This window comes from Amycolatopsis sp. N2S4-7, assembly GCF_058119595.1.
In genome coordinates this window covers 103,509-126,584 of the sequence record NZ_CP172299.1, presented here as the reverse complement: position 1 = coordinate 126,584, position 23,076 = coordinate 103,509, and the positions used below count along the sequence as shown (strand labels likewise).

Sequence of the window (23,076 nt, the reverse complement as noted above, 5' to 3'; positions counted from 1 at the left end):
GCGAAAGGCGGGCGATGACCCCGGAAGACACCGATGCCGACGACGACGCGAGCGTGATCGCGCGGTCGCGGCGGGAGCCGAGCCTGTTCGCGGTCATCTTCGACCGCCACGCCCGGCACATCCACCGCTACCTGGTCCGGCGCCTCGGCGCGACCGCCGCGGACGACGTGCTCGCCGACACGTTCCTGGTCGCGTTCGACAAGCGGGAGAAGTTCGACCCGGCGCGGCCGGACGCCCGGCCGTGGCTCTACGGCATCGCCACGAACCTCGTCTCGCGGCAGCGGCGGGCGGAGGTGCGCGAACTGAAGCTCCGGCTGGCCATCGGGCCGCCGCCCGCCGAAGAAGGGCACGCCGACCGGGTCGCCGCCCAGGTCAGCGCCCAGGCCCTCGGCCGGGACCTCGATCGCGCCCTGGCCGCGCTGCGGCCCCGCGAGCGGGACGTCCTGCTGCTCGTCGCCGCGGAAGGGCTCGGCTACCAGGAGGTCGCCGAAGCACTGGCCATCCCCGTCGGCACCGTGAAATCGCGGCTCAACCGGGCCCGCGGCCGCGTCCGCGCCGAACTCGGCGCCCTCGACCTCGTGAAGGAGACCTCCGGCCATGGATGAACTGGACCTGATCCGCGAACGCGCGGAAACCGTCGGCTTCGCGTCGGCGGACGACCTCGCCCCGGCCCGGGAGCGGCTGCTGGCCGCGGCGCGCGGGGAACGCCCGCACCGGTCCCGGCGGTGGTTCTGGGCGGCCGGGGCCACGACGGTCGGGCTGGCCGCGGCGATCACCGCGGTCGTCGCGCTCGCCCCGGCCGACCGGATCGGGGTCGGCGCCGGCGTCGCGAACGCCGATCCGGTCAAGGTGCTGACCGAAGCGGCGAGCGCGGCGCTCAAGGAACCGGCCGGGCCGCCCCGCCCGGACCAGTTCCTCTACGTGAAGACCGAGTTCACGGGCTACCCCCCTCGCGAGGTGTGGCTCTCGGTCGACGGCACCCGGGACGGCCTGATCGACACCACCAAGACGGCCGGCTGCCTCCACGGCAAGGCCCGCGTCTACGGCGCCAACGACCCGCGCAACGAAGGCACGCTCGAGGACTGCCGGCCGTCTCCCGCCTACCTGCCGGACCTGCCGAAGACCGCCGACGCGATGTTCGCCTACCTCGACGCCACCCACAGCGGCAACGACGGCGACTTCAACGCCATGGGCAAGGACGTCATCGACCTCGCCAACGAGCACGTCCTCCCGCCCGCGTCCTACGCGGCCCTGTTCGCGGCGGCGGCGAAGGTGCCCGGCCTGACCGCGCTCGACCACGCCACCGACGGCATCGGCCGCACCGGGGTCGGCATCACCTGGCCGGTCGGCCCGGGCGCGTCGTCGGAGGCGAAGCCGGTCGTGCTCGTCTTCGACGCCACCACCCACCAGTTCCTGGGCACGAACAGCGGCGCGCGGACCGTGAAGGCCTTCGTCGACCAGGTGGGGCAGCGGCCCTGACGGCCCGGCCCGCCGGGACTCACGCCGGGTCCCGGCGGGCGAGACCGTCGTAGAAGGACGCGAACGACGCCACCGGCTCGCGGGTGGTGCGGTGGGTGCTGAGCCGGTGCTCCTCGTCGGCGTAGCCGAGCGCGACGCCGCAGACGATCACGTGGTCGTCCGCCACCCGCACGTGCCGGCGCAGCACCGGGTGGAAGTCGATCAGCGACGCCTGCGCGCACGTGTGCAGCCCGGCTCCGCGCGCGGCCAGCATCAGCGCCTGCAGGAACAGGCCCGCGTCGACCAGGGCGCCCTGCAGCGGAAGCCGGCTGACCGTGAGGACGATGCCGACCGGCGCGCCGAAGAAGTCGTAGTTGCGCCGGTGGTGGCCGAGGCGGCCGGCGGTGTCGTCCGCCGCGATGCCGAGCGTGTCCCGGTAGAGGCCCTCGCCGAACCGGCGGCGGCGCGAGCGGAACGGCTCGCGCCACTGGTCCGCGCCGGGCTGGTACGGGAACTCCCCCACCGCCCGGCGTCCTTCGTCGTGGGCGCACAACAGGTCCTGGGTCAGCGCGCGCTTCGCCGCGCCGGTCAGCACGTGCACCTGCCACGGCTGGCTGTTCGAGTTGCTGGCCGAGCGGGCCGCCAGGTCCAGGAGCCGCTCGATCTCCGCGCGCGGCACCGGATCCGGCCGGAACGCCCGGCAGCTGCGCCGGCTGAGCAGCGCCTCCTCGATGGTGGTCACGGGCTTCAGTCGACGGGCGGGGTGATGTCGTAGGAGATCCGGCCCGCGGGCAGGTAGAACAGCGCGATCAGGGCGCCGCCCTTGACCTCCGGGTAGTGGTGGCTGCCCGGCCCCGGCGCGGTCCAGCCCGGCCCGCTCCAGCCGCGCGGCCCCCTCAGCTTCGCGTCCGGGTCCAGCGGCACGACGAGGTTGAGCTCGCCGTAGGGGTGCTGGTGGTACTGCCCGCGGTAGGGCTCGACGCTGTCCATGTAGACGGCCGTGACGCTGAAGTAGTTGAGGACGTCACGGGGCTCGGCGATGCGGCTGCGCCGGTACTTCGGGCCGTCCACCTCGATGTTCGCCGCCCAGCCCTCGCGGACGCCGTCGGTGATCATGCGGGCCAGGTCTTCGTACAGCGGGCTGCCCGGGCCGTGGTGCTCGTTGAGCCACGTCTCCAGTTCCCCGCCCGCGGTCCGGTTCTTGACGTCGTCGAGGAACGGGATGCTCCGGTCGATCAGCTCCTGGGCGGTGGTCATCGTCGGCTCCTTCCGAAGGGGTTGACCCGAAGATAGGACGGTGTTTCATTACAGTCAAGTATCGTAACTTAACTGGCATTCCTTCCGTGGCCCGGGCACGCGGTCGAGCGTGATCCCGAAGTGCTCGCGGCACGCGGCGAGGACGGCCTCGCCGGTGGTCCAGCGGCGGCCCGAGCCCGCCGTCGCGGCGCAGCACCCGTGCCCCGAGCAACCGGACGTCGTAGCCGAGCCCGCACAGGAGGACGGCGAAGGCGCCGTTGAGCTCGCCGCAGAGACCGCCGCGTCGCCGCGGCACGATCTTGGCCGGCAGCGCGGGCTCCGCCGGGTCGGCGGGCCGGCCCAGGCAGCCGTCCAGGTTCTCGAACGGGACGTGCTCGAGGTGGCGGCGCTGCAGCGTCCGCAGCGCGTCGATGCCGGGCACCCCGGACGGGGCCGCACCGATCCGGCGGCGGTACTCCTCGGGGCCCGAGCCGACTCCCATTACGTTACAAGTACTGGACGTAACCGTGCACGTAACAGCCTCTGGTCGTAACGGATCGGCTAGGCTCCGGCCATGGCCCGAGCCCGCGAAGCGACCGACGAGGACGACGGAGCCGGGCCGCGCCCCGGCGGGCGCCCCCGTGACGCCGCGCTCGACGAAGCGATCATCCTGGCCACCCGGGAGCGCCTCGTCCGCGACGGCTACTCGCTCATGACCATCGGCGACATCGCGGCGGACGCGAAGGTCAGCCGGCCCACGCTCTACCGGCGGTGGAGCACCAAGTTCGAACTGGTCGTCGACGCGCTGGACTACGGTTTCCGCAAGCAGCGCGCCATGTACGCGGTGGACCTGAGCCGGATGGAGCCGCGCGAAGCGTTCACCGAAGCCGTTCGCCGCCTGGACCCCGCGTACTTCAACCCGGACGCCATGGTGCTCATGGGCAACTTCGCCGGCGAGGCGATCCGCACGCCGGAACTGCTCGGCATCCTGCGCGAGCACGCCGTCGAACCGCGGGTCACGCTGATCGAAAACGTGCTGTCCCAGCTGCAGGAGAGCGGCGCGGTGCAGGAGGACATCGACCGGCACACGATCGCGACCATGTGCTTCGGCAGCTACTTCGGCGCCTTCTACCGGGGCGAGAGCAAGGACGACATCCCCGAAGCGGTCGTCTCGGTGCTGTGGCCGGCGATCGCGAAGAAGGTCACGCGCCGACGCCGCTGAGTTCCGACAACCGGACCTCCTAAAGCGCGTCGTCCGCGCGCGCCCGCCGTCGCTCCCGGCGAAGCCGCGGAGTTTCGCGTGCTTTCCGCCCTTCTGACCGGCACAGACGCCGCCCCGGGGCCGATAACCCGCGCCGTCACGCAACCATTCGGGGCTCTCGCCCGTGCATTAAGAGTGTGAGGACGACTTCGGATCGACGGCGGCTGTTCCGGGCCCGGGCGGTGGCGGTCGCGGTGCTGGTGGGGGCCGGCGGCGCGTACGCCCACGTCGCCACCGGCGGATCGGCCACGGACCCCGTGCTGGCCGCGTCACCCGGCGGGCACAGCCTGCCCGACACCGACCCGGGGACCACTGCCCCGGCCACGACGGCCAAGCCGGCGCCCAGCCCGGTCCTGCCCTTCAACGCGAAACTGACGTCCGACGACATTCCGGTCGCGGGCGGCGGCGTGCGCAGCGGCGCCTGCAGCGGCGCGCTGGTCGCGCCCCAGTGGGTCGTCACCGCCGGGCACTGCTTCCACAACCTCAAGGACGCCCGGATCGGCGGACGGCCGCCGTACACGATGACGGTGACCGTCGGCCGGCTGAAGGACAGCGATCCCGGCGGGCACACCGCCGAGGTCGTCGACGTCCGGCAGTCGCCGGTCAACGACCTGGCGGTGGCGAGGCTGAGCACCACGGTCGAAGACATCGCCCCGGTGACGCTCGCCGGGAAGCGCCCCGCGGTCGGCGAACAGCTGCAGTTCGCCGGCTGGGGCTCGCTCTCGGCGACCGTTCTCGGCCCCTCCGACCACCTCAAACGCGGCCGGTTCAAGGTTTCCGGCATCGGCGAGACCACCCTGGAAGCCCTGCCGGTCGGCACCCGCACCGTCGAGAACGGCCCGTGCCCGGAAGACTCGGGCGGCCCGTTCTTCCTCTCGGACGACGACCACACGGCCACGCTGGTGGCCATCGTGAACACCGGACCGCCGTGCCCGCAGCCCGGCGCCGAGACGATCGCGCGGGTCGACGTCGTCGCCGACTGGATCCGCGAGCAGACGGGGTGACCCCCGTGCGGCGACGCCGGGCGCCGCCGCACGGGACCCGGGTCACCGCGCGCCGCGGCGGCCCGCCGCCACCACCGCCGGCACCGGCGCGCCGGTGATCACGAACTGCGAACCCGGCTCGACCACCACGCTCCCCGTCGAGGAGTTCGTGATCGTCACGTTCGTCAGCTTCGCACTGCCGCGGGCACCGCTCATCGCCAGGATGCCGGCCCCGTTGTTCGACCTGTCGATCTTGACGTTCGTGACGGCGACGTCCGGCATGGCGCCGCCGCCCGTCTTGAACTGGATGCCGTCGTAGGTCGAGTCGTGGATCTCGGTGTCCCGCAGGGTGACGCCGGTGATGTCCTTGCCCTGCGCGAAGAACGTGATCGCACCGAACTTCTGCTGCTCGCCCCAGAACACGCCGCCGCAGCGGTACAGGGCGTTGTTCGCGATCAGCGTCTGCCCGGAGAACGGCAGCGGGTCGTGGTCGGTCGCCAGCATGATGCCCGGGTAGTTCATCGTGTCGGAGACGAGGTTGTTCTCGATCCGGTTGCCGTAGCCGCCGTAGACGGCGATCCCGTTGGCGCGCCAGGGCAGCTGGATCGTGTTGTTGGCGAACACGTTGTCGTGGGCGATGTCCACCGACGGGTCCTTCACGTACTGGTTCGCCCACACCGCGAGCGAGTCGTCCCCGGTGGTGCGGAACGACGAGTCGAACACCCGTGAGTTCCGGCTGCCGTTCGTGAAGTTGATGCCGTCGGCGTAGGTGTCGCGGATCCGCATGCCGCTGAACTCGAGCCCGTCGGCCGGGCCCCACAGCGCCGGGACGTTGCTGTAGTCCCGGCCGACCCACACGCCGACGTTGGCGTGCTCGATCCAGACGTTCGCGATCTTCGTGCCGGTGCCGAACCGGCCGTTGAGGCCGACGCCGCCTTCGGCGTTGCCGTCACCGCCGCGGATCCGGCCGGACCCGAAGATCGCGATGTCGGAGATCCGCGTGTTCTTGTCGATGTCGAACCCGAAGTTCCCCTCGTGCGGGTGGTTGATGCCACCCGCGTCCTGGGGCTGGATCAGCGAGTACAGCTGCGAGCGCCACATGCCGGCGCCGCGGATCGTGACGTCGGAGATGCCGACCTGGTTGTACTGGCCGCCGCCGTTGGGCACGGCCGGGTTGTCGGTCAGGATCTTCGCCTCCTGCCGCCACTGTCCCTCCGGGATCCACACGCAGGCGATGACGCCGTTCTGGTCGTCGGTGACCGCGCGCTGGATCGCCGCCGCGTCGTCGGCGCCGTCGTTCGGCACGGCGCCGTACTCGGTGATCGACGTGCACTCGGCCGGCTTCGGCAACGCCGGCGCGACCTGCTCCAGATCGACCAGGTCGAGGACGTAGAAGGCCGCGTTGTCGCCGTTGTCCCGCTGCAGCTTGAACTTCGTGCCCGGCGGGTAGGACTGCGCCAGCAGCGCGTGCGACTCGTCGAACAGCCGCCGCGCGTCGCCCTGCGGGGTGTTCGTCAGGCCTTCGGGGTCGTCGGTGGTGCCGTAGAGCCAGCTGTGCTTCGACGACAGCGTCAGCTTCTGCGCGAAGACGCCGTTGACGTACAGGCTGAGCGTGTAGTCCTGTCCCCCGCCGCCCGGAGCGTCCGGCACCGAGTTGCGGACGACGAGGGAGTTCGCCTGGTTCGTCGAGGTGACCTCCACGTACTGGCCCTGGCTCGCCAGCCGCACCGACTTGCGGCCCGAGGACTCGGTCGCGAAGTTCGTGTGCCCGAACGTGCGCAGCGGGTCGGCCTCCAGCAGCTGGCCCTGGTACTGCGCGGTTTCCGCCTCGTATTCGACGTACGGCACCGCCGCGCCGCGGCCGACCACGATCGTCCTCGAGAGCGCGTTGTTGGTTTCGTTGGTCTCCGCGACGCCGCCGGTCGCGTCGGCCGTCGCCGTCAGGGTCGCGCCACCGCTGGTGGCGGTCCACGTGCCCGCGATCGGCACGTTCGCCGTGGCGCCGGCCGCGAGCGGGCCGGTCGCGCCGGTCAGCGTGGTGCCGCCGGCGACCAGCCGGGTCACCGAGGCGTCCGCGCCGCTCGTGCCGCGGTTGTGCACCGCGACGGTGAACGACACCGCCGCGCCGGCCGCCGGGTTCGGCGGGTTCGCCGTGATGCCGGTGACTTCGAGGTCCGGCCCCGGTGCCTGCGCGATGACCAGTGGAGCCGGCGAAGTGAAGGTGTTGTTGGTGTCGTTCTGCTCGACCACCGCGTTGGCTGGGTCGACCGTGGCGGTCACGCTGTAGGTGCCCTGCGGCCGGGTCCCCGCGTTCACCGTCACCGTGGTCGACGCGCCCGCGGCGAGCGCGCCGACAGCCGCGTTGCCGACGACCGCGCCGCCGAGACCGACGTTCACGGTCGTGGCGCCCGCGGTGGCGGTGCCCGCGTTCTTCACGGTCGCCGAGACCGCGACCTGGCTGGTTTCGGTCGGGTTCGCCGGGGTCCAGGTCGTGCCGGTGACGACCAGGTCCGGGTTCGGCGCCGGCGTCCCCAGCACCTGCAGCTCCGCGACCTGCCCGCCCGGCGCGCCGGAGTTGGCGAAGAACTGCAGCCGCACGTCCGCGGCCCGCCCGCCGACCGGGACGGTCACCGTGTTCTGGTTGGCGGCCGGGTCGAAGCGGTAGTCGGCCCTGGCCTTCAGCGAGGTGAACGCGGTGGCGCCCTGGTTCCGGCCGAGGACTTCGAAGTTCTGCGTCCGCGCGCCCCAGACCGGGTCCGGGGCGAGCTTGACGACGACCGAGTCGAGGTCCGCGTCGGCGCCGAGCTTCACCGTGAGCGTGTTCGGGTAGCCGGCAGCGGATTCCCAATAGGTGCCGGTGTTGCCGTCGTTGGCGTTCGCGGCGGCGAAGGTGCCGGCTGCCGAGGAGGCCTCGATCGGCTTGCCCGCGGCGAGGTTCTGCCCGGCGGTGGTCCCGGCGCGCACGACGTGGCCGCTGTCGGCGGATTCGTGACCGGCCGCGTCCCTGGCCCGCACGAAGTACTCGATCCGCGGGCCCGCGGGCGGGGTCTCGGTGAACGTGGTGGCGGTGGTCGTGGTGACGGGCGTGCCGTCGCGGTAGACGGTGTAGCCGGTGACGCCGACGTCGTCGGTCGACGCCGACCACGTCAGCCGGACCTGGCCGGCGCCGGGCTCGGTCAGCGCGAGGTTCGCGGGCGCGGTCGGCGCCTGCGTGTCACCGGTGTCCGGCCCGTACAGCTCGAACTCCGCCAGCTGCGCCGCGGGCCACCGCGTGTTGGCCGTGATGCTCAGCCGCACGTACCGGGTCGACGCGGTCACCGGGATCGTGACGGTGTTGCCGCTGGGGGCGAACGCGTAGCCGCTGGCCCCGGCGAGGTCGGTGAACGCCGTGCCGTCGGTGCTGCCGCGCACGGCCAGCGTCTGGGTGCGGGCCTCCCAGGGCGCGGGGAGCTTCAGCACGATCCGCGAGAGGGCCTTGACCGACCCGAGGTCGGCCTGGATCCACTGCGGGAACGCGTTGTTCGCGGATTCCCAGTAGGTCTCCTGGTTCCCGTCGACGGCGTTCGCGACGGGGTAGCCGGGCAGCGCGCTGCTCGCCGACACGGCGCGCGTCAACGGCACTTCCGCGAGCGCGGCCGCCGGGGTGTCGGCGGCCCGGGGTGGCGCACCGGCGGCGGAGGCGAGGGAGACGCCGGTGACCGAGAGTCCCGCGGCGAGGAAACCGGCGAGGAGCCGGGGCAAGCGCATACGTGTCATGACGTCTTCTCTTCGTCGAGAGCGGCAGGGGAGGGAGCGCGAGCCCCACGAGGATGCAACAACGAGGAGACGACATGCAAGAACTTGACATGAATCAGAAATTTTTCGACTCTGCGTCAGGACGCGCTGAACCGCCACCGGACTCGCGCGCTTCGGCGGGGATCAGTCCCAGGAGAGCGCGGTCAGCTCTTCGTCGATGAGCAGGTCGGGATCGAACTTCATGCCCGCGAAGTGACCGGCCAGCTCGAGGGACAGCACGCCGTGGAGGCGGGTCCAGAACGCCAGCGCGCGGTGCAGCGCCCAGGTCGGTTGCTGCCCGCCCGCCCAGTCGCGGTGGGTCTCGAGGTGGACGTCGAACGGCGTCGGCGGCCGCTCCCCCGGCAGCTCCGCGCACGCCTCGACGAGCACCGCCATGACCTCGGACGAGATCGCGGTGGTGTCCTCGGGAGCGTGGTAGCCGGGGACGGGCGTGCCGTAGATGAGGAAGTACCGCTGCGGGTCGCTGCGCGCCCAGTCCCGGATGACCTGCGCGAGCGCGGCCAAGCCCGAGCCGCGGGCGGCCCGGACGGCGTCGGCGAGGCTGCGGTAGGCGTCGCGGATGAGCGCGGTGATCAGCTCGTCCCGGCTCGCGAAGTACCGGTACAGCGCGGGGCCGCTCATGCCGACCTGCTTGGCGATGGCGTTGAGCGACAGCGCTGGGACCCCCGCGGCGGCGATCTGCTCCCACGCGTGGCGCTTGATCTCCTCGCGCACCTGGGCCCGGTAGCGCTCCCGCGGGGTCTCGTTCACGGTTAGAGGCTATCACTTTTCCTATTGACACTCACGCGGGCGTGGTTATAGCTTCTAACTATCACGATAGGCGCTCACTTCCGAGGAGAGACCCATGATCCGGTTGCGTTCCGCCCTGCTCGCCCTTCCCCTGACCGCCGGGCTTCTGAGCGTCGGCGCTCCGGCGCAGGCCGCCACCCTGACCTGCGGCGGAGCGGGAATCGACCCTGCCGCTCAGCTCCACCACCGGACCGAGACGCTGATCAAGGCGCCGCCCGGCGCGGTCTGGAAGCGGCACACCGACGTCGCGGACTGGCCTTCGTGGCAGACCGCCGTCACCACCGCGAAACGGCTGGACCCCGGACCGCTGCGGCCGGGCTCCCGGTTCCGGTGGACCACCCCGGCGCCGCCCACGCCCACGACACCGGCGACGACCCTGGTCATCACCTCGACCGTCCACCAGGTCCAGCCGGGCCGGTGCATCCGCTGGACCGGCCCGGCGATCGGCGACGGGCTCCGCATCGACCGGGGCGTGCACGTCTGGACCTTCACGCCCGTGCGCGACGGCGTCCTGGTCCGCACCGAAGAGAGCTGGACGGGCGAGCAGATCGAAGCCGACCCGGCCACGGCGATCCGGTACCTGGCCCCCGGGCTCGACGCGTGGCTGGCGGACCTGAAGGCCACCGCCGAAGCCCGCCCGTGCTGAGCCCCGAGGAGCACACCATGACCGCAGCCATCGGCCCGCCCCCGCACCCCAAGGAGCACGTCATGACCGCCCCCGCCGTTCGCCGGACCTCGGCCGCCGTGCTCGTCGCCGCCTGGGCCGTTCCCGTCATGGTTCTCGGTCAGTTCGCCGTCCTGACCGGGATTCCCATCGCCGTCGTGCTCGTCGGTGCCCTGCGCCGATCCGCGTCCCTCCGCTGGTGGGCCTTCGGTCTCACCGCCGGGTACGCCGCCCTGCTCGGCGCCTGGCTGCTCGGGCCCGGCGACGCGCCCAGCCTCTCGAAGTCCCTGAGTCCCGTCGCCACCGCGCTCTTCGCCGCGGCCGGGGTCGCCGTCGCGGTGGCCGCCACCGTCAGCCGCCGGCGTGCTCGATGACGAACGCCGTCAGGAAACCGAGGGTGGCGAGCAGGCCCGTGTACAGCTCGGTGCGTTCGAACGCCTCGGGGATCATCGTGTCGGCGATCATGGCCAGGATCGCCCCCGCGGCCACCGCCGTGATCGCGGCGATCGTCGCCGGGGACGCCGTGCGCAGGGTCAGGTTGCCGAGCAGGGCGGCGATCCCGCTGGCGACCGCGATGCCGGTCCACACGCCGAACACGTAACGCGCGCTGCGGCCGGCGGCCTTCATGCCCGCCGCGCTGGAGAGTCCCTCCGGGACGTTCGAGATGAACACCGCCGCCAGCACCGTGAGCCCGATGCCCCCGCCGCCGAGCAGGGAAACGCCGAGCACGACCGACTCCGGGACGCCGTCGAGCAGGGCGCCGACGGCGATGGCCGCGCCACTGCCCGAAGTGTCCTGTTCGGACGGCTGCTGGCCGCCGGAACGCTTGCGGTGCCGGGCTCCCCGGCGCGCGAGGAGCACGTTGATCGCGACGTACACGACCGCGCCACCGAGGAACCCGCCCGCGGTCGGCCCGAGCCCGCCGGAGCGCTGGGCCTCGTCGACCAGGTCGAAGGCCAGCGCGGAGATCAGCACCCCGGCGCCGAACGCCATGATCCCCGCGACGACCCGCCGCGACACGCGCACGCCCCACGCGACGGCGGCGCCCAGCACCAGCGCGGCCCCGCCGAGGAGGCCCCACAACCCCGCTTCCACCCACTGCGGCACGAAAAAGCCACCCTCCGCCGACGTCACGATCCACCGGGGACTACCCACCCGCGCCCTCGTGGACACCTCCGGGAATCGATTCGACCACGCGCACCAGGTCCCGCTGCTCCTCGACCTCTGCGCGGACACTCCCGGCGCCGCGCCGGCCGGATTTCTCCGCGCCCTCGGCGGCCGCCCGCTCGCTGAGCGACCGGCCCTCGCGGCCCGGCCGCCTGCGGACGGCCGAAAGCCTCCGGCCGGCTCGGCGCTCAAGTCGGCGCAATCATCCGGCGAGCCGGGGTTTCCCCGCCCGGCAGCCGCCGCCTAGGGTGATCACGCGGCGCAGAGGAGGGCTGGGGCGGATGGACGAAGCGCGGGCGATTTCCCTGGTGGTGCGGTGGATCCGGGACCACGGCCTGGACTACCCCACCGAAGGGCTCGAGGCCGATCGCTTCGATCACGGCTGGAGCGTGTACGCGCCGGTGGAGGTCGACGAGAGCGACCCGATGGCCTTCCTGCAACTGCCGGTCGGGCGGTCGGTGTTCCTGGTCGGCGACTCCGGGCGCCTCGAAGAGGTGTCGTCGTCCGTGCCCCCGCAGGAAGCGCTCGACCGGTTCGCCCGCAACGAGCCGAAGCCGGACGAAACGCCCGGCGAGCCCGACGAGGCCGCCTTCATGGCCGAGTTCGCCCGGGCGTTCCACGAAGCCGCCGCGGACGGCCCACCCGTGATCAGCGGGTTCCACCAGGTCGGGCCGGGTGACGAGCGGACCGCCGCCGAGGCGTCGGACCTGATCGAGCCGATCGTGCAGGAACTGGCCCGGCTCGGGCCGCCCGGCTGGGACCGGCTCGCGGCCGAGTTCTCGATGACCGTCTCCGCCGAGGTCGCCCGGCTGCGGTTCTGGATCGGCCACCGGTCCGGACTCGTCCCGGTGCCGCAGGCGGTCGCCGGGCTGGTCCGCCGCCAGCGGGACGTCGCGGCGCGGATGCCGGCCGGGCCGTGGTGGCGGCTGCTGCTGACCGTCACCGGCGACGGCGGGACGACCGTCGACTACGACTACGGCGACGAACCGTTCCCCGACGACCAGCTCCTGGCCCCCGAGCACTACCGCGACGACCTGGCCGCCCATCCCCGGCGGCACCTGCCCGTCTGGCTGGCCGGCTACGTCGCCGGACCCGCCGCGCAAGGCCGCGACCCGCGCCGGGCCGCGCTCGAGGCGGCCGCCGACCTCCACGGGCGCCGCTTCGCCGTCGCCGCTCCCGGCGTCCCCGCCCTCGGCGACCTCTGGACGCGCTGGGCGGTGCTTTCGGCGGCCTACACCGGCGCCGGATCGGAGTGGGGACCCCGGATCCGCCCCGGCTACGCGTGGTACGAGAACGAGCACCGCAGCGGGTCCACGCTGTACCTGCTGCCCGGCGGCCGCGCGGTGCTCTCGGGCGGGAAGTGGAACTCCCCGCTGCTCGACGCCGCCTACAACGGCGGACGGCCGCTCCCCGATCTCTGGACGGGGTCCCCGGCCTGGGTCAACGACAGCGTCCTCAACACCCGCAACCGCAACGGCCTGCTGAGTTTCTGCTTCTGGTGGGCGGGCGACCAATGGCGCCGGGGCGCGACGGACACCTCCGGCGAGCTCGACGCGCCCGTGCCGCCGATCGGGACCGCCGAGGAAACGGTCCGGGCGATGACGAGCCAGACCGGGCCCGGCACCGCGGACCGCTGCCGCCACCTGCTCGAAGCGGCGGCCCGCCACGCCGCCACCCCCGGTGACGTCGCGGCGGTGTTCGCCGGCCGGCCGGACGCCGACGTCCACACCGCGGCCGACCAGCTCAGCCTCGCCGGGCTGCTGGCCCGCTGACCGTGGACGTCACCTTCGCCGAAGACCACATCTGCTTCCGGCGGTACCCGTTCCCCGGCGCCACGGTCCACCCGGCCGGGGTCGTCCCGGCCGGCCGGATCCGCGACGCCGACTGGCGCGCCACGCCCCCGGAGATCCGGACCACCCGCGGCGAGACGCTGTTCGTGCCCCACGGCGACGGGCCCGAGCTCGAGAAGTTCTGCCACCGCACCGGAATCGCTCTCGAGCAGCGGCGCGACACCTGGGCGGACCTGCTCGAGCCGTTCCTCGACACGGAGCTGGGCGCCGACGCCGAACGCGCCACCGACGCCCGGCTCCACGAAGCCGGGTTCGCCCCGGCCGAGGTGGCGGGCATCCGCCGCCGGCTCACCCGGCTGATGACCGCCTACAACTTCGACAGCATGCTGTGGGAGTGGGCCTACCTCGGCCTGTTCGACCTGCTGAAGGCGGTGAACGGCCCGCTCGTCGAACCCGGCATCCGCGCGACGGCCGGTGATCCGGCGAAGTTCTACGCGTGGGCCATGGAAATCGCCGACCGCGCGCCGCGTCCCGCCTAGCGGTGACCGCGCTCCTGGACGATCCACGTGTTGCCGTCCGGGTCGGCGAAGCCGAAGAAGCTCGCGTAGTCGCGGCGTCCGGGATCCACGCCGGGCACGAAATCGCCTTGCCAGTCGACGGACTTCTTGTGCCGCACCGCACTCACCGCCACTCCGCGGCCCGCCAGCTCGCGGTGCGCCGCTTCGATGTCGGCGACCACCAGGTAACCGTTACGGACCGAACCGGGCGCCGCGTCGGTCAGGCCGGTCCCCAGCTGGACCGAGGCGGCCGACCCCGGCGGGGTCAGCTGGACGACGCGGAACGCGCCGGTGGGCCGGTAGTCGACGTCCAGGGTGAAGCCCACCTGCTCGGTGTAGAACCGGGCGGCGCGGTCGACGTCGGTGACCGGCAGGGTGACGACCTCGAGGCGGAAGTCCATCACGCACGCTCCCGGCGCCGCGGCCGGCGGGCCGCCCTGGCGGGCCGCCGCGGGACGTAGATCGCCGGGACCGGACCGAAGTCCGGGGTGACGCCCCCGGCCGGGGGCACGTTCTTGCGGTACTCCATCACAACTCCGTCCACAGTGGTCAGATGAGGGGTTCGCCGCCGTCGACGCCGAGCGAGGCACCGGTCAGGAAGGTGCTGCCCAGCGCGAAGACGACGGCTTCGGCGATGTCTCCGGGCCGCCCGACGCGCCGCGCCGGACTGGTGGCCGCGCGGGTGGCGAACAGCTCGGCCTTCTTCCGCTCCCCGAGGCCGTCGTAGGCCCCGGTGTCCACGGTGCCGGGCGAAACCGCGTTCACCCGGATCGGCGCCAGTTCGACCGCGAGGCCCCGGGTCAGCGCGTCGACCGCGGCGTTGGTGGCGCCGACGGCGAGCAGGCCGGCGGCCGGTTTCCGCGCCGAGGCCCCCGAGAAGAAGACGAACGAGCCGTCTTCGGGCAGGCGGGGTGCGAAGTACCGGGCCAGCAGCAGCGGGCCGAGCACCTTGACCTCGAACGACCTGAGCACGGTGGCGTGGTCGAGGTCGCCGGCCGTGCCGCGGGCCCGGGCCGACGCGGTCGAGACGACGTGGTCGACCCGGCCGAGCCGCTCGGCCAGCGCGGCGACCGACGCCTCGTCCGTGAGGTCGACGGGGGCCACCGTGACGCCCGGGTCGGCGTCGTAGGCGGCGGCCAGTGCCCGTTCGTCCCGCCCGGCGGCCACCACCGCGGCCCCGGCCGCCCGGACGGCGAGCGTCACCGCCCGGGCGATGCCGCTGCCGCGGCCGACGACCAGCACCGTGCGGTCCCGCAGGGACGCGGCCACGTCACTCGCCTCCGGCCGGCACCGGCGTGCGGACCTCGTCGGGGTCCAGGCCCCGGTCGATGCCGTGCGGGGTGACGGTCTGGCCCGGTTCGAGGGCCAGCTTCCGGCCGTCGAGGGTCACCTCGACGACGTCCGGTTCGAACGAGACGAACCCGGCCACCCGCTCGACCTCGGGCCACGCCTCCGGGTACGACCACGCGGCGCGCTTGCCCGCCCCGATGTCGAAGTACCCGGCCAGCCCCTTGTACGGGCAGAACGTCTGGCCCTCGACCGGCACCAGGGCGCTGAGGTCGACGTCTTCGCGCGGCACGTACCAGCGCGGCGCGAAGCCCGACTCGTAGAGCACGACCGGCCGCCGGGTCTCGGCGACGACCCGGTCGCCGTCGCGCACGACGAGGTGGCGGGAGGTCTGCCGGATGTCGATGCGGTGGTACGGGTCGGCCGCGTGCCCGACGATGCGCTCGTCCTCCTCGTAGAAGGCGTCCATCGCCCGCCAGGCGAAGGCGACGCGGTCGCGCAGCACGTCGGCGTGACCGGGGAGCCCGGTGTGGCGCCAGGCCGCTCGCGGCGCCTCCCGGTCGCCCGCCCGCACGGTGAACCACCCGGTCGGGCCGAGGTCGCGGTGGGTCGTCGCGCGGCTTTCCGCGACGAGGGCGTCCTCGCGGACGTCGGCGAGCGGGAAGTACGCCACCGGGTAGCGCCCGGGCTCGTGCAGCAGGACGACGTCCTCGCTGTCGGCCACCCACTCCCCGCCGAACCGCACGCGCAGCCGCCGCCGGAGCGGCTCGGCGAACAGCATCCGCTCGGGCAGCGGCTGCGCGGTCAGGAAGTGCCCCACCGCCCGGGCGGAGAGGGGTCCTTGTTGCCAGGCCAGTCCCATCGCTTGCTCCTAACCTTTATAAATAGTTTTGATGGTTAGACATGCAAGCACCGGTGCTGTAACCTGTCAAGGGTGACTTTGGAGGTTAGGTCGATGACCGACGAGCGGCTGCTCCTGGATCTGCTGAACACCACCCCCGTCCGCGACGGGACCCCCGAGGACGACCTGGCCGACCCCCGGGCGGCCCGGGAGTGGCTCGCCGCCCACGGCCAGCCGGCCACCGAGGACGAACACCGCGCCCTGCTCGACGTGCGGCGGGTCCTGCAGCGGATCGTGCGCGGCGAGGATCCGCCCGCGGCCGCCGCCCGGTTCGTCGACGCCGTGAGCTACCGGGCGTCCTTCGGCGACGGCGGGATCGAGTGGGTGCTCGACGTGCCGTCGGGCCGGTCCGCCGCGGCGCGGGTGGTGCTCGCCTGGGACGAGCTGGCCAAGTCGAGCCCCGGCCGCCTGCGCCCGTGCGCCAACCCGGAGTGCCGGCTGTTCCTCATCGACCACAGCAAGCCCAACAGCGCCCGCTGGTGTTCGATGGCGGTCTGCGGCAACCGCATGAAGGCCCGGCGGCACTACCAGCGCACCCGCCCGGTCGCGGCGGACTGAAGGAGGCCGATCACCGTGGCACGCCTGGTTTCACTCAACGTCGGGATGCCGAAGGACGTGGCCTGGCAGGGCCGGACCGTCCACACCGGGATCTTCAAGTACCCCGTCGACGGCCCCCGCCTGGTCCGCCGGCTCAACGTCGACGGCGACGGCCAGGGCGACCTCGGCGGCCACGGCGGCGAGAACCGCGCGGTGCTCGTCTACCAGCGCCAGTCGTACGAGCACTGGCGGCGCTTCCTCGGCCGTGACGACCTCGAGGACGGCCGGTTCGGCGAGAACTTCACCGTCGACGGCCTGCCCGACGACGAGGTGCACATCGGCGACCGGTACCGCATCGGCGAGGCCGAGTTCGAGGTCACCCAGCCGCGGGTGACGTGCTTCCGCGTCGGCATGCGCCTCGGCGAGCCGCGGATGCCGTCCCTGCTCGTCGCGCACCACCGGCCCGGCTTCTACCTGCGGGTCATCACCGAGGGGCTGGTCCGCGCCGGCGACGAGATCGTCCGCACCCGGACCGGGCGCCACGAGATGAGCGTCGCGGACATCGACGCGCTCCTCTACCTGCCGGACCGCGACGCCGGCGCGCTCCGCAAGGCCGTCGACATCCCCGCGCTGAGCCCCGGCTGGCAGGGGTCGTTCCGCGAACTGCTCGCAGCGGAGCCGGCGCCCGCACCGCGCGGGTGGCGCGGGTTCCGGCCGTTGCGCGTGGCCCGGGTGGTGCCCGAGAGCGCGACCGTGGCGTCGATCCACCTGGCCGCCGGCGACGGCACCCCGCTCCCCCGGCCCGAACCCGGCCAGTACCTCACGCTGCGCGTGCCCGGGGCCGGCGACCCGGCGCCGGTGCGCAGCTACTCGCTGTCGGCGGCGCCGTCGGACACCGAGTACCGCATCAGCGTCAAGCGGGACGGGATCGTCAGCGGTTACCTCCACACCCGGCTGGCGCCCGGCGCCGTCGTGGACGTCGCCGCGCCCCGCGGCGACTTCGTGCTGGCCGCCGACGACCGGCCGGTGGTCCTGATCTCCGCCGGCATCGGCGTCACGCCGGTGCTGGCGATGCTGCACGCGCTCGCGGCGAGCCGGACCGAGCGCGAGGTCCACTGGCTGCACACCACCCGCTCGGCCGCCGAGCACGCGTTCGCCGAAGAGGCGCACCGGCTGGTGGCGAGCCTGCCCCACGGCCGGGAACACGTCTTCTACACGGCGGAAGACCCGGCCGGCCCCGGCGCCACCCGCGGCAGGCTGACCCGCGAGACGCTGTCCACTTTGGACCTTCCGGCGGCCGCGACCGCCTACCTCTGCGGGCCGGACGCGTTCATGACGGCGATGCGCGAAGCCCTCGTGTCCCTGGGCTTCGACCCGACCCGGGTCCACAGTGAACTCTTCGGCGGGGTGTCCGCGATCAACCCCGGCATCACCGGCGCCGTGCGCGTGCCCCCGCACCCGCCGTCGGGCGCCGCGGGCACCGGCCCCGCCGTCACGTTCGCGCGCAGCGGGCTCACGGTGCCGTGGAGCGACCGATACCCCAGCCTCCTGGAGTTCGCCGAAGCGTGCGACGTCCCGACGCGCTGGTCGTGCCGCACCGGTGTCTGCCACACGTGCGTGACCCCGGTGCTGGCGGGCCGCGTGGGGTACGACCCCGAGCCGCTCGAACCCCCGGCACCGGGCGAAGCGCTGGTCTGCTGCGCCCGGCCGCGGGACGACGTCGTCCTGGACCTGTAGGCCGGGCGAGAAAGTCCGCCCGATCGGCCGCGGGAACCCCGATACGCTGCGGGGAATGCGGATGTTGCTGACGGGGCTGCCGATCCGGTCCCACCTGCTGCCCGTGCTCGTCCCGCTGGCCCGGGCGGCGCGGGAGGCGGGGCACGAGGTCGCGATCGCCACCGGGGCGGCGGTCGCGGACGACCTCGAACGGCTCGGGGTGCCGGTCGTGGTGCTGCCCGGGGTGCTCGCGCCCGGGGAATTGAGCAGCCGTCCGGAACTGCTGGACCGGGCGCTGCTGGAGCGGATGCGGCAGTGGCGGCCGGAGGTGACCGGCCCGTTGGCCGTGCCCCTGCTCAACGACACGTTGACCGGGGAATTCGCCGCGAGCGTCGTCGAGGCCGGGTGGCGGCCGGACGTGCTCGTCCGGGAAACCAACGAGTACGGCGGGCACCTGGCCGCGGAGGCGCTCGGGGTGCCGTCGGCCGTGGCGGACATCGCGCCCCTGATCGGACGGCTGGTGCCGGACCTGGCCGGGCGGCTGGACGTCCTGCGCGCCGGCCTCGGGCTGCCGCCGGGCGGGACGGCCGCCGCGCTGACCGCGGGTCTGCTGCCCGAGCCGTGGTACCCCGCCGGCCTGCGCACGCCGGGGCACCGGTACTACCGCGCCCCGGAAGCGGCCGTGGACACGCCCGCGGACGGACCGCGCGTGCTCGCCGCCTTCGGTTCGAACGTGCCGTCCCTGCTGTCGGCCGGTTCCGGGCTGATGGCCATCACGGTCGAGGCGCTGGGTGCGGTGGGCGTCCCGGCCGTCGTCGCCCTCGGCAGCGACGAGGCGGTGGAGTCGTGGCCGGGTCCCCGCCCGGCGAACGTGGAACTGGCGGGCTTCGTGGCGCAGCGAGCGCTGCTCGGCGGCTGCGACGTGTTCGTCACGCACGCGGGCTTCAGCGGCGTGCGGGAGGCGCTGTCGGCCGGGGTGCCGATGGTCGCGGTCCCGTTGTTCGCCGACCAGCCGGCGAACGCCGCGCGCGTGCACGAACTGGGCGCCGGGCTCAGCGTCGACGCGGCCGGGCTGACCGCGGAAGCGCTGGCTGCTGCGGTTTCGCGCGTCCTGGACGACCCTGCGTACCGCTCGGCCGCGCAGGGTTTCCGGCGGCAGGTCCGGGACCTGCCGCCGATCACCGAGTTCGTCACCGACCTCGAAGCACTGGTGCAGGCCGGCTGAGCCGGGTCACCGCGTCCCCGCCGCCGTCGGTCCTGGCGCGCTCTGCGTGACCGGGTTCAGCCGGCCGCGGAGGAAGGCGAGGACCTCGCGGCGCGCGGGACGGGCGGCCGGGACCAGGCCGGGCATGCTGAGGAAACCGTGGACCGCCCGCGGGTGGCAGGTCACGCGGGCCTCGGTGCCGGCTTCGCGAAGCCGCTCGGCGTAACGGTTTCCGTGGTCGGTCGCGGCGTCCAGGGCGCCGGTGACGATCAGCGCCGGCGGCAGGCCGGCGAGGTTCTCGAACTTCACGGGCGAAACGCTGCGCGCGTCGAGCGTGGCCGGGACGCTCATCCGGCGCGCCGTGCGCCACTCGGACGCCGAGAGCCCGGGCTGCCCGGTGTTCGCGGCGACCGACGGGTACTCGTGCATGGTCGCGGTCCAGTCCGTGCTCGGGTAGAGGAGCACCTGACCGCGCAGCGGCGGCCCGTCGTCGCGGGCGCGCAACGCGACGAGCGCGGCGAGCGTGCCACCGGCGCTTTCGCCGAGGACCGCGACGGCGGACGGGTCGATGCCCCAGCCGAAGGGATCTTCGACGAGCCGGACGAGCGTGTCGTAGCCGTCGTCGACCGGGCCGGGCAGCGGGTGTTCCGGGGCGAGGCGGTACTCCACCGACACGACCACCGCCGGGCACCGGGCCGCGAGCCTGCTGTTGAGCCAGTCGTTCTGCGCGGCCGTGCCCACGATGAAACCGCCGCCGTGGAAGGAAAGGATCAACGGCAGCTTCGCGCCGGCGTCCTTCGGGCGGTGCACCCGCAGCACCAGGCGGCGGCCCGGGAGGTCGATCGTGGTCTCTTCGATGCGGGCGCCCCGGTCGGGCAGGCCCGTGATGATCCGCGTGGCGCGGGACCGCCGGACGCGGTTGACCTTCTCGCGCGCGGCGATCACCTGGTCCGCGGTGAGCGCGTCCCAGTCCAGCTTGTCCCTGAGCACGATGCGGGTGCCCAGCGGTGCCTTGTCCCCCATGGCCTTCTCCTCCGGTCGAATTACGCTACCAACGGTAGCGTAATCACCAGGGTAGCCTGACCCGGTGCCGACTTCCACCCCGTCCGCGCCCGGGCGGCCCCGTTCCGACCTGGACGCGACCGTGTTCGCGGCAGCCTTGCGCTCGGTGCACGAGCTGGGTTACGCGGGCGCGACGATGGACCGCATCGCGGCCGAAGCGGGCGTCGCGAAGACGACCCTCTACCGCCGCTGGCCGTCGAAAGGCGCGTTGATCACGGACTGCCTCGTCCACGCGCTGGGCCCGGCGCCGCTCGACGGCGCCGGCCGCGACGAGATCGCGGCGTCGGCCATCCACTGGATCGCGGCGAAGATCGGCGAGCCGGGGGTGGGCGGCGCGTTCGCGGGCGTGTTCGTCGACGCGGTCAGCGATCCGGCGCTGCGCGAGGTCCTGTCGACGCGGCTGCAGGACCCGTACCGGCAGGCGCTGCAGGACGTCCTGGGCGAGCCGGAGCACCGGGTGCTGTTCGTCATCGACGTCATCGTCGGCACCCTGCTCCACCGGATGGGCATGACGGGCGAGCCGATGGCCGACGCCGACGTCGAGGCCCTGGTCGAGATGATCCGGGGCGTCCTCCGCTGACCACCCGCGGCGACATGTCGACACGGTCGCCGCTGTGGCGCGCGTCACGGAATGCCTGTCGATCTTCGGCGCTACACCCGGGTAGGAACCGTTCGTCTTCGAAGGAGTGCCATGTCCGCCCCCACCACCCCGGAAGAAGCCACGGCCGCGCCGGTCGTGCCCGCCCTGGACGACTTCGACTTCCCGCTCACCGACGGCGCGGCCTGCCGGATCGACGACCCGGACTGCGAAGCCTGCCAGTGACTTCCGGCTCCGGCCGCGCGGGCTTTCCGCCCGCGCGGCCGGAGCTTGCGGAAGTGCTCCGCGGTCGTGCGGTCAGGAAACGGCCGGGCCCGATTCCGCGGTGCCCGACAGGTCCTTGAGGAATTCGTGGCACTGCCGCGCGCGGGCGGAGTCTTCGTCCATCACGCGCCGGAAGAAGTCGGCGATGTCCTTGCGCCCCGCGTTGTCCGCGTCGCGGACGTACTGGCCGTAGTCGTGACCGGCCTTCAGCGCGTGGTACTGAACGGACACCAGGTCGTACGTGACGTCGTCGAAACCGGTCTCTCCGGTCGCCATAACCGATCCTCCTCGGGTTCGTCGGGAACCTAGAGATGCATCGCCAGCCAGAGCGCCATCCAGGCGACGCACGCCAGCGCGCCGCCGACCCCGAAGGCGAGGAGTACGCGGCGCAGCGCCGCGATGGCTCCGGCCCGGCCCGTCATTTCGGTGATTCCCGCATCAGCCATGGCCACCAGGTGCCCTCGTCCGGGTCCGGCAAACATCGGGCTCAAGAACCTTCACCCATCACGAGTCCCTCGATCGTGTGCTTCTGGGTGATCGGGCGGAGGACGTCGACGACCGGGCAGTGCAGGTGCGCGCGCAGGGAATCCGGCAGCGACGCCCAGAACTCCCGCGTCACGGCGGTGTCGTGACGCTCGTCGTTGCCCGCTCCCGGCGCGTCGAGGCCCAGGACCAGCACCGGCCGCGCCTTGGCCGACTGGTTCGCGGTGCCGCGGTGGACCGTCAGCGCCGAGCGGATCGAAATATCGCCCATGCGGGGGAACTTGCGCGTCGCGAGTTCCCGGTAGCGCGGGTAGCTCTCGCGCGGCGGGAACATGCCGTGCTCGAACGCGCCGCCGTCGTCCCAGTGCGTGCCGGGCGCGATCTCGAACGGGCCCATGTCCGGTTCGGTGTCGACGGCGGTCACGTTGACCGCCAGCGAGGTCAGCCTGCGGTCGCGCGCGGTCTCCTCCGGCATCGGGAAGTCCCGGTGCCACGGCTGGTCGACCGCGCCGGCGAGCGGGACGTCGAAGCCCACCTCGACGATCCGGTACTCCGGCCCGAGCACCGCCTCGGCGACGGCCGTGATCCACGGGTGCGTGGCCAGGTCGACGAACCCGCGCAGCTGCTCCGGGTGGATTTCGACGTAGTAGCGGTGCGGCCCGCGGCCGACGGCGCCGCCCGGCCGGGCGCGCGCCTCGGCGAACGCCGCGTCGATGTCTTCGCCGAGCTGCCGCACCCAGTCCCGGGTGAACGCCTGCGGCAGGCCGATGATGCCGTCCTGGTGCAGCCGGCCGGTCAGCGAGTCGAGCTCGGCGGCGGTGAACGGGGCGGGTGCGGTCCGGTGCGCGGTCATTCCGGCCTCCAGCTGGGCGCGACGACGGTGTCACCTCAGTTTGCAACGTGGCATGCCACGTTGCAAGAGTGGGCCGGGCGGCGCCCCCGATGACGTTCGGCCACGAACGCGGGCTCGCTCGCCAGGACCACGGGGGCTCGACCGACCGCGCCAGCACCACAGCGGCCCGGCTGACCCCGCCGGCATCACGGCGGCCCGGCGACCCCGGCCAGCACCCGGCAGGGCCCGGCCGACCCGGCCAGCACCACAACGGCCCGACCGACCCCAGCCATAACCGGCAGGGCCCGGCCAACCCGCCGGAACCGACAGGGCCCCGGCCAACCGGGGCCAGAACCGACCGGATCGGCCTGAGCGGCCGAAGCGGCCTGAGCGGCCGAAGCAGCCTGAGCAGCCGAAGCAGCCTGAGCAGCCGAAGCAGCCGAAGCAGCCGAAGCAGCCGAAGCAGCCGAAGCAGCCGAAGCAGCCGGAGCC

General features: G+C 73.3%; 26 protein-coding genes and 1 pseudogene. 13 read left to right on the top strand and 14 right to left on the bottom strand.

From position 1 onward, the window contains the following. Window positions 1–14: 14 nt before the first annotated feature. Together ACH54P_RS00655 and ACH54P_RS00650 are read left to right on the top strand one after the other, a co-directional pair. Window positions 15–605 carry an RNA polymerase sigma factor gene (locus ACH54P_RS00655; RefSeq protein ID WP_489910318.1) on the top strand — a complete coding sequence of 197 codons (591 nt, stop codon included), beginning with the start codon at window positions 15–17 and terminating at the stop codon, window positions 603–605. Next, the gene (locus tag ACH54P_RS00650) at window positions 598–1,479 is read left to right on the top strand and encodes a CU044_5270 family protein (RefSeq protein ID WP_489910317.1); all 882 of its coding nucleotides are present in this window, start codon (window positions 598–600) and stop codon (window positions 1,477–1,479) included. Before ACH54P_RS00655 ends, ACH54P_RS00650 begins: the two co-directional genes overlap by 8 nt. Before the next feature lie 19 nt (window positions 1,480–1,498). On the opposite strand, the gene ACH54P_RS00645 is transcribed toward ACH54P_RS00650, so the two are convergent. From ACH54P_RS00645 to ACH54P_RS00635, 3 genes and pseudogenes are all read right to left on the bottom strand, one after another. After that, entirely contained in the window at window positions 1,499–2,200 is a 702-nt protein-coding gene (locus ACH54P_RS00645) for a nitroreductase (RefSeq protein WP_489910316.1), read from the bottom strand. 5 nt (window positions 2,201–2,205) lie between these two features. Further along, window positions 2,206–2,715: a DUF4863 family protein gene (locus ACH54P_RS00640; RefSeq protein WP_489910315.1), complete on the bottom strand. Its 510-nt coding sequence runs from the start codon at window positions 2,713–2,715 to the stop codon at window positions 2,206–2,208. A gap of 166 nt (window positions 2,716–2,881) precedes the next feature. Then, window positions 2,882–3,196, bottom strand: a pseudogene (locus ACH54P_RS00635) (arylamine N-acetyltransferase); the annotation flags it as partial. Window positions 3,197–3,268: 72 nt separating this feature from the next. Here ACH54P_RS00635 and ACH54P_RS00630 point away from each other — a divergent pair. Both ACH54P_RS00630 and ACH54P_RS00625 read left to right on the top strand, forming a co-directional pair. Next, the gene (locus ACH54P_RS00630) at window positions 3,269–3,916 is read left to right on the top strand and encodes a TetR/AcrR family transcriptional regulator (RefSeq protein ID WP_489910314.1); all 648 of its coding nucleotides are present in this window, start codon (window positions 3,269–3,271) and stop codon (window positions 3,914–3,916) included. Between the two features lie 176 nt (window positions 3,917–4,092). Then, window positions 4,093–4,959 (top strand): S1 family peptidase, encoded by an 867-nt coding sequence (locus tag ACH54P_RS00625; protein ID WP_489910313.1) that lies wholly within the window; start codon window positions 4,093–4,095, stop codon window positions 4,957–4,959. A 42-nt stretch (window positions 4,960–5,001) separates the two neighbouring features. Here the strand turns inward: ACH54P_RS00625 and ACH54P_RS00620 are convergent, their stop codons facing one another. Both ACH54P_RS00620 and ACH54P_RS00615 read right to left on the bottom strand, forming a co-directional pair. Further along, on the bottom strand, window positions 5,002–8,685 hold the full coding sequence (locus ACH54P_RS00620; RefSeq protein ID WP_489917073.1) for a CARDB domain-containing protein: 3,684 nt from the start codon (window positions 8,683–8,685) through the stop codon (window positions 5,002–5,004). 171 nt (window positions 8,686–8,856) lie between these two features. Beyond that, window positions 8,857–9,483: a TetR/AcrR family transcriptional regulator gene (locus tag ACH54P_RS00615; protein WP_489910312.1), complete on the bottom strand. Its 627-nt coding sequence runs from the start codon at window positions 9,481–9,483 to the stop codon at window positions 8,857–8,859. A 94-nt stretch (window positions 9,484–9,577) separates the two neighbouring features. Here ACH54P_RS00615 and ACH54P_RS00610 point away from each other — a divergent pair, with 94 nt between their 5' ends. Together ACH54P_RS00610 and ACH54P_RS00605 are read left to right on the top strand one after the other, a co-directional pair. Then, on the top strand, window positions 9,578–10,168 hold the full coding sequence (locus ACH54P_RS00610) for an SRPBCC family protein (RefSeq protein ID WP_489910311.1): 591 nt from the start codon (window positions 9,578–9,580) through the stop codon (window positions 10,166–10,168). A 62-nt stretch (window positions 10,169–10,230) separates the two neighbouring features. Next, window positions 10,231–10,560, top strand: a complete 330-nt coding sequence (locus ACH54P_RS00605; protein WP_489917071.1) for a hypothetical protein — start codon at window positions 10,231–10,233, stop codon at window positions 10,558–10,560. On the opposite strand, the gene ACH54P_RS00600 is transcribed toward ACH54P_RS00605, so the two are convergent. Next, window positions 10,538–11,293: a ZIP family metal transporter gene (locus ACH54P_RS00600; RefSeq protein WP_489910310.1), complete on the bottom strand. Its 756-nt coding sequence runs from the start codon at window positions 11,291–11,293 to the stop codon at window positions 10,538–10,540. The genes ACH54P_RS00605 and ACH54P_RS00600 overlap by 23 nt on opposite strands. Before the next feature lie 341 nt (window positions 11,294–11,634). Here ACH54P_RS00600 and ACH54P_RS00595 point away from each other — a divergent pair, with 341 nt between their 5' ends. Further along, a complete protein-coding gene (locus tag ACH54P_RS00595; RefSeq protein ID WP_489910309.1) occupies window positions 11,635–13,125 on the top strand; it encodes a hypothetical protein in 1,491 nt (496 codons plus the stop codon). Window positions 13,126–13,127: 2 nt separating this feature from the next. Further along, on the top strand, window positions 13,128–13,682 hold the full coding sequence (locus tag ACH54P_RS00590) for a hypothetical protein (RefSeq protein ID WP_489910308.1): 555 nt from the start codon (window positions 13,128–13,130) through the stop codon (window positions 13,680–13,682). Here the strand turns inward: ACH54P_RS00590 and ACH54P_RS00585 are convergent. Genes ACH54P_RS00585 through ACH54P_RS00570 form a run of 4 tightly spaced genes read right to left on the bottom strand, consistent with a single transcriptional unit; the run spans window position 13,679 to window position 15,849 of the window. Further along, complete coding sequence (locus ACH54P_RS00585; RefSeq protein ID WP_489910307.1) at window positions 13,679–14,101, bottom strand: VOC family protein; 423 nt, start codon at window positions 14,099–14,101, stop codon at window positions 13,679–13,681. The genes ACH54P_RS00590 and ACH54P_RS00585 overlap by 4 nt on opposite strands. Further along, window positions 14,101–14,229 carry a hypothetical protein gene (locus tag ACH54P_RS00580; RefSeq protein ID WP_489910306.1) on the bottom strand — a complete coding sequence of 43 codons (129 nt, stop codon included), beginning with the start codon at window positions 14,227–14,229 and terminating at the stop codon, window positions 14,101–14,103. Before ACH54P_RS00580 ends, ACH54P_RS00585 begins: the two co-directional genes overlap by 1 nt. Before the next feature lie 20 nt (window positions 14,230–14,249). Beyond that, a complete protein-coding gene (locus ACH54P_RS00575) occupies window positions 14,250–14,969 on the bottom strand; it encodes an SDR family oxidoreductase (protein WP_489910305.1) in 720 nt (239 codons plus the stop codon). A 1-nt stretch (window position 14,970) separates the two neighbouring features. Continuing rightward, complete coding sequence (locus ACH54P_RS00570; RefSeq protein ID WP_489910304.1) at window positions 14,971–15,849, bottom strand: DUF427 domain-containing protein; 879 nt, start codon at window positions 15,847–15,849, stop codon at window positions 14,971–14,973. A 93-nt stretch (window positions 15,850–15,942) separates the two neighbouring features. On the opposite strand from ACH54P_RS00570, the gene ACH54P_RS00565 reads away from it, so the two are divergent. From ACH54P_RS00565 to ACH54P_RS00555, 3 genes are read left to right on the top strand one after another with little or no spacing between them, the layout of a single operon-like run. Further along, window positions 15,943–16,446 (top strand): CGNR zinc finger domain-containing protein, encoded by a 504-nt coding sequence (locus ACH54P_RS00565; protein WP_489910303.1) that lies wholly within the window; start codon window positions 15,943–15,945, stop codon window positions 16,444–16,446. A 15-nt stretch (window positions 16,447–16,461) separates the two neighbouring features. Further along, the gene (locus ACH54P_RS00560; protein ID WP_489910302.1) at window positions 16,462–18,162 is read left to right on the top strand and encodes an MOSC domain-containing protein; all 1,701 of its coding nucleotides are present in this window, start codon (window positions 16,462–16,464) and stop codon (window positions 18,160–18,162) included. A gap of 55 nt (window positions 18,163–18,217) precedes the next feature. Then, window positions 18,218–19,366: a glycosyltransferase gene (locus ACH54P_RS00555; RefSeq protein WP_489910301.1), complete on the top strand. Its 1,149-nt coding sequence runs from the start codon at window positions 18,218–18,220 to the stop codon at window positions 19,364–19,366. A gap of 6 nt (window positions 19,367–19,372) precedes the next feature. Here ACH54P_RS00555 and ACH54P_RS00550 read toward each other — a convergent pair whose 3' ends face one another. Beyond that, on the bottom strand, window positions 19,373–20,368 hold the full coding sequence (locus tag ACH54P_RS00550) for an alpha/beta hydrolase (protein ID WP_489910300.1): 996 nt from the start codon (window positions 20,366–20,368) through the stop codon (window positions 19,373–19,375). Window positions 20,369–20,432: 64 nt separating this feature from the next. Between ACH54P_RS00550 and ACH54P_RS00545 the strand changes: the two genes are divergently transcribed. Both ACH54P_RS00545 and ACH54P_RS00540 read left to right on the top strand, forming a co-directional pair. Beyond that, the gene (locus ACH54P_RS00545; protein WP_489910299.1) at window positions 20,433–20,987 is read left to right on the top strand and encodes a TetR/AcrR family transcriptional regulator; all 555 of its coding nucleotides are present in this window, start codon (window positions 20,433–20,435) and stop codon (window positions 20,985–20,987) included. A gap of 111 nt (window positions 20,988–21,098) precedes the next feature. Continuing rightward, complete coding sequence (locus ACH54P_RS00540; RefSeq protein ID WP_489910298.1) at window positions 21,099–21,230, top strand: hypothetical protein; 132 nt, start codon at window positions 21,099–21,101, stop codon at window positions 21,228–21,230. Between the two features lie 72 nt (window positions 21,231–21,302). On the opposite strand, the gene ACH54P_RS00535 is transcribed toward ACH54P_RS00540, so the two are convergent. The 3 genes from ACH54P_RS00535 to ACH54P_RS00525 are packed head-to-tail and all read right to left on the bottom strand — an operon-like array spanning window position 21,303 to window position 22,605. After that, a complete protein-coding gene (locus tag ACH54P_RS00535) occupies window positions 21,303–21,545 on the bottom strand; it encodes an acyl carrier protein (RefSeq protein ID WP_489910297.1) in 243 nt (80 codons plus the stop codon). Between the two features lie 29 nt (window positions 21,546–21,574). Next, the gene (locus ACH54P_RS00530; protein ID WP_489917143.1) at window positions 21,575–21,721 is read right to left on the bottom strand and encodes a hypothetical protein; all 147 of its coding nucleotides are present in this window, start codon (window positions 21,719–21,721) and stop codon (window positions 21,575–21,577) included. Between the two features lie 35 nt (window positions 21,722–21,756). Then, window positions 21,757–22,605 carry a phytanoyl-CoA dioxygenase family protein gene (locus tag ACH54P_RS00525; protein ID WP_489910296.1) on the bottom strand — a complete coding sequence of 283 codons (849 nt, stop codon included), beginning with the start codon at window positions 22,603–22,605 and terminating at the stop codon, window positions 21,757–21,759. Window positions 22,606–23,076 lie beyond the last annotated feature (471 nt).

Coding starts and splice junctions, on each gene's coding strand:
- ACH54P_RS00605 (WP_489917071.1), top strand. CDS start 10,231: ATGACCGCCCCCGCCGTTCGCCGGACCTCGGCCGCCGTGCTCGTCGCC.
- ACH54P_RS00640 (WP_489910315.1), bottom strand. CDS start 2,715: ATGACCACCGCCCAGGAGCTGATCGACCGGAGCATCCCGTTCCTCGAC.
- ACH54P_RS00550 (WP_489910300.1), bottom strand. CDS start 20,368: ATGGGGGACAAGGCACCGCTGGGCACCCGCATCGTGCTCAGGGACAAG.
- ACH54P_RS00595 (WP_489910309.1), top strand. CDS start 11,635: ATGGACGAAGCGCGGGCGATTTCCCTGGTGGTGCGGTGGATCCGGGAC.
- ACH54P_RS00630 (WP_489910314.1), top strand. CDS start 3,269: ATGGCCCGAGCCCGCGAAGCGACCGACGAGGACGACGGAGCCGGGCCG.
- ACH54P_RS00540 (WP_489910298.1), top strand. CDS start 21,099: ATGTCCGCCCCCACCACCCCGGAAGAAGCCACGGCCGCGCCGGTCGTG.
- ACH54P_RS00535 (WP_489910297.1), bottom strand. CDS start 21,545: ATGGCGACCGGAGAGACCGGTTTCGACGACGTCACGTACGACCTGGTG.
- ACH54P_RS00570 (WP_489910304.1), bottom strand. CDS start 15,849: ATGGGACTGGCCTGGCAACAAGGACCCCTCTCCGCCCGGGCGGTGGGG.
- ACH54P_RS00555 (WP_489910301.1), top strand. CDS start 18,218: ATGCGGATGTTGCTGACGGGGCTGCCGATCCGGTCCCACCTGCTGCCC.
- ACH54P_RS00620 (WP_489917073.1), bottom strand. CDS start 8,685: ATGCGCTTGCCCCGGCTCCTCGCCGGTTTCCTCGCCGCGGGACTCTCG.
- ACH54P_RS00525 (WP_489910296.1), bottom strand. CDS start 22,605: ATGACCGCGCACCGGACCGCACCCGCCCCGTTCACCGCCGCCGAGCTC.
- ACH54P_RS00650 (WP_489910317.1), top strand. CDS start 598: ATGGATGAACTGGACCTGATCCGCGAACGCGCGGAAACCGTCGGCTTC.
- ACH54P_RS00580 (WP_489910306.1), bottom strand. CDS start 14,229: ATGGAGTACCGCAAGAACGTGCCCCCGGCCGGGGGCGTCACCCCGGAC.
- ACH54P_RS00655 (WP_489910318.1), top strand. CDS start 15: ATGACCCCGGAAGACACCGATGCCGACGACGACGCGAGCGTGATCGCG.
- ACH54P_RS00585 (WP_489910307.1), bottom strand. CDS start 14,101: ATGGACTTCCGCCTCGAGGTCGTCACCCTGCCGGTCACCGACGTCGAC.
- ACH54P_RS00610 (WP_489910311.1), top strand. CDS start 9,578: ATGATCCGGTTGCGTTCCGCCCTGCTCGCCCTTCCCCTGACCGCCGGG.
- ACH54P_RS00565 (WP_489910303.1), top strand. CDS start 15,943: ATGACCGACGAGCGGCTGCTCCTGGATCTGCTGAACACCACCCCCGTC.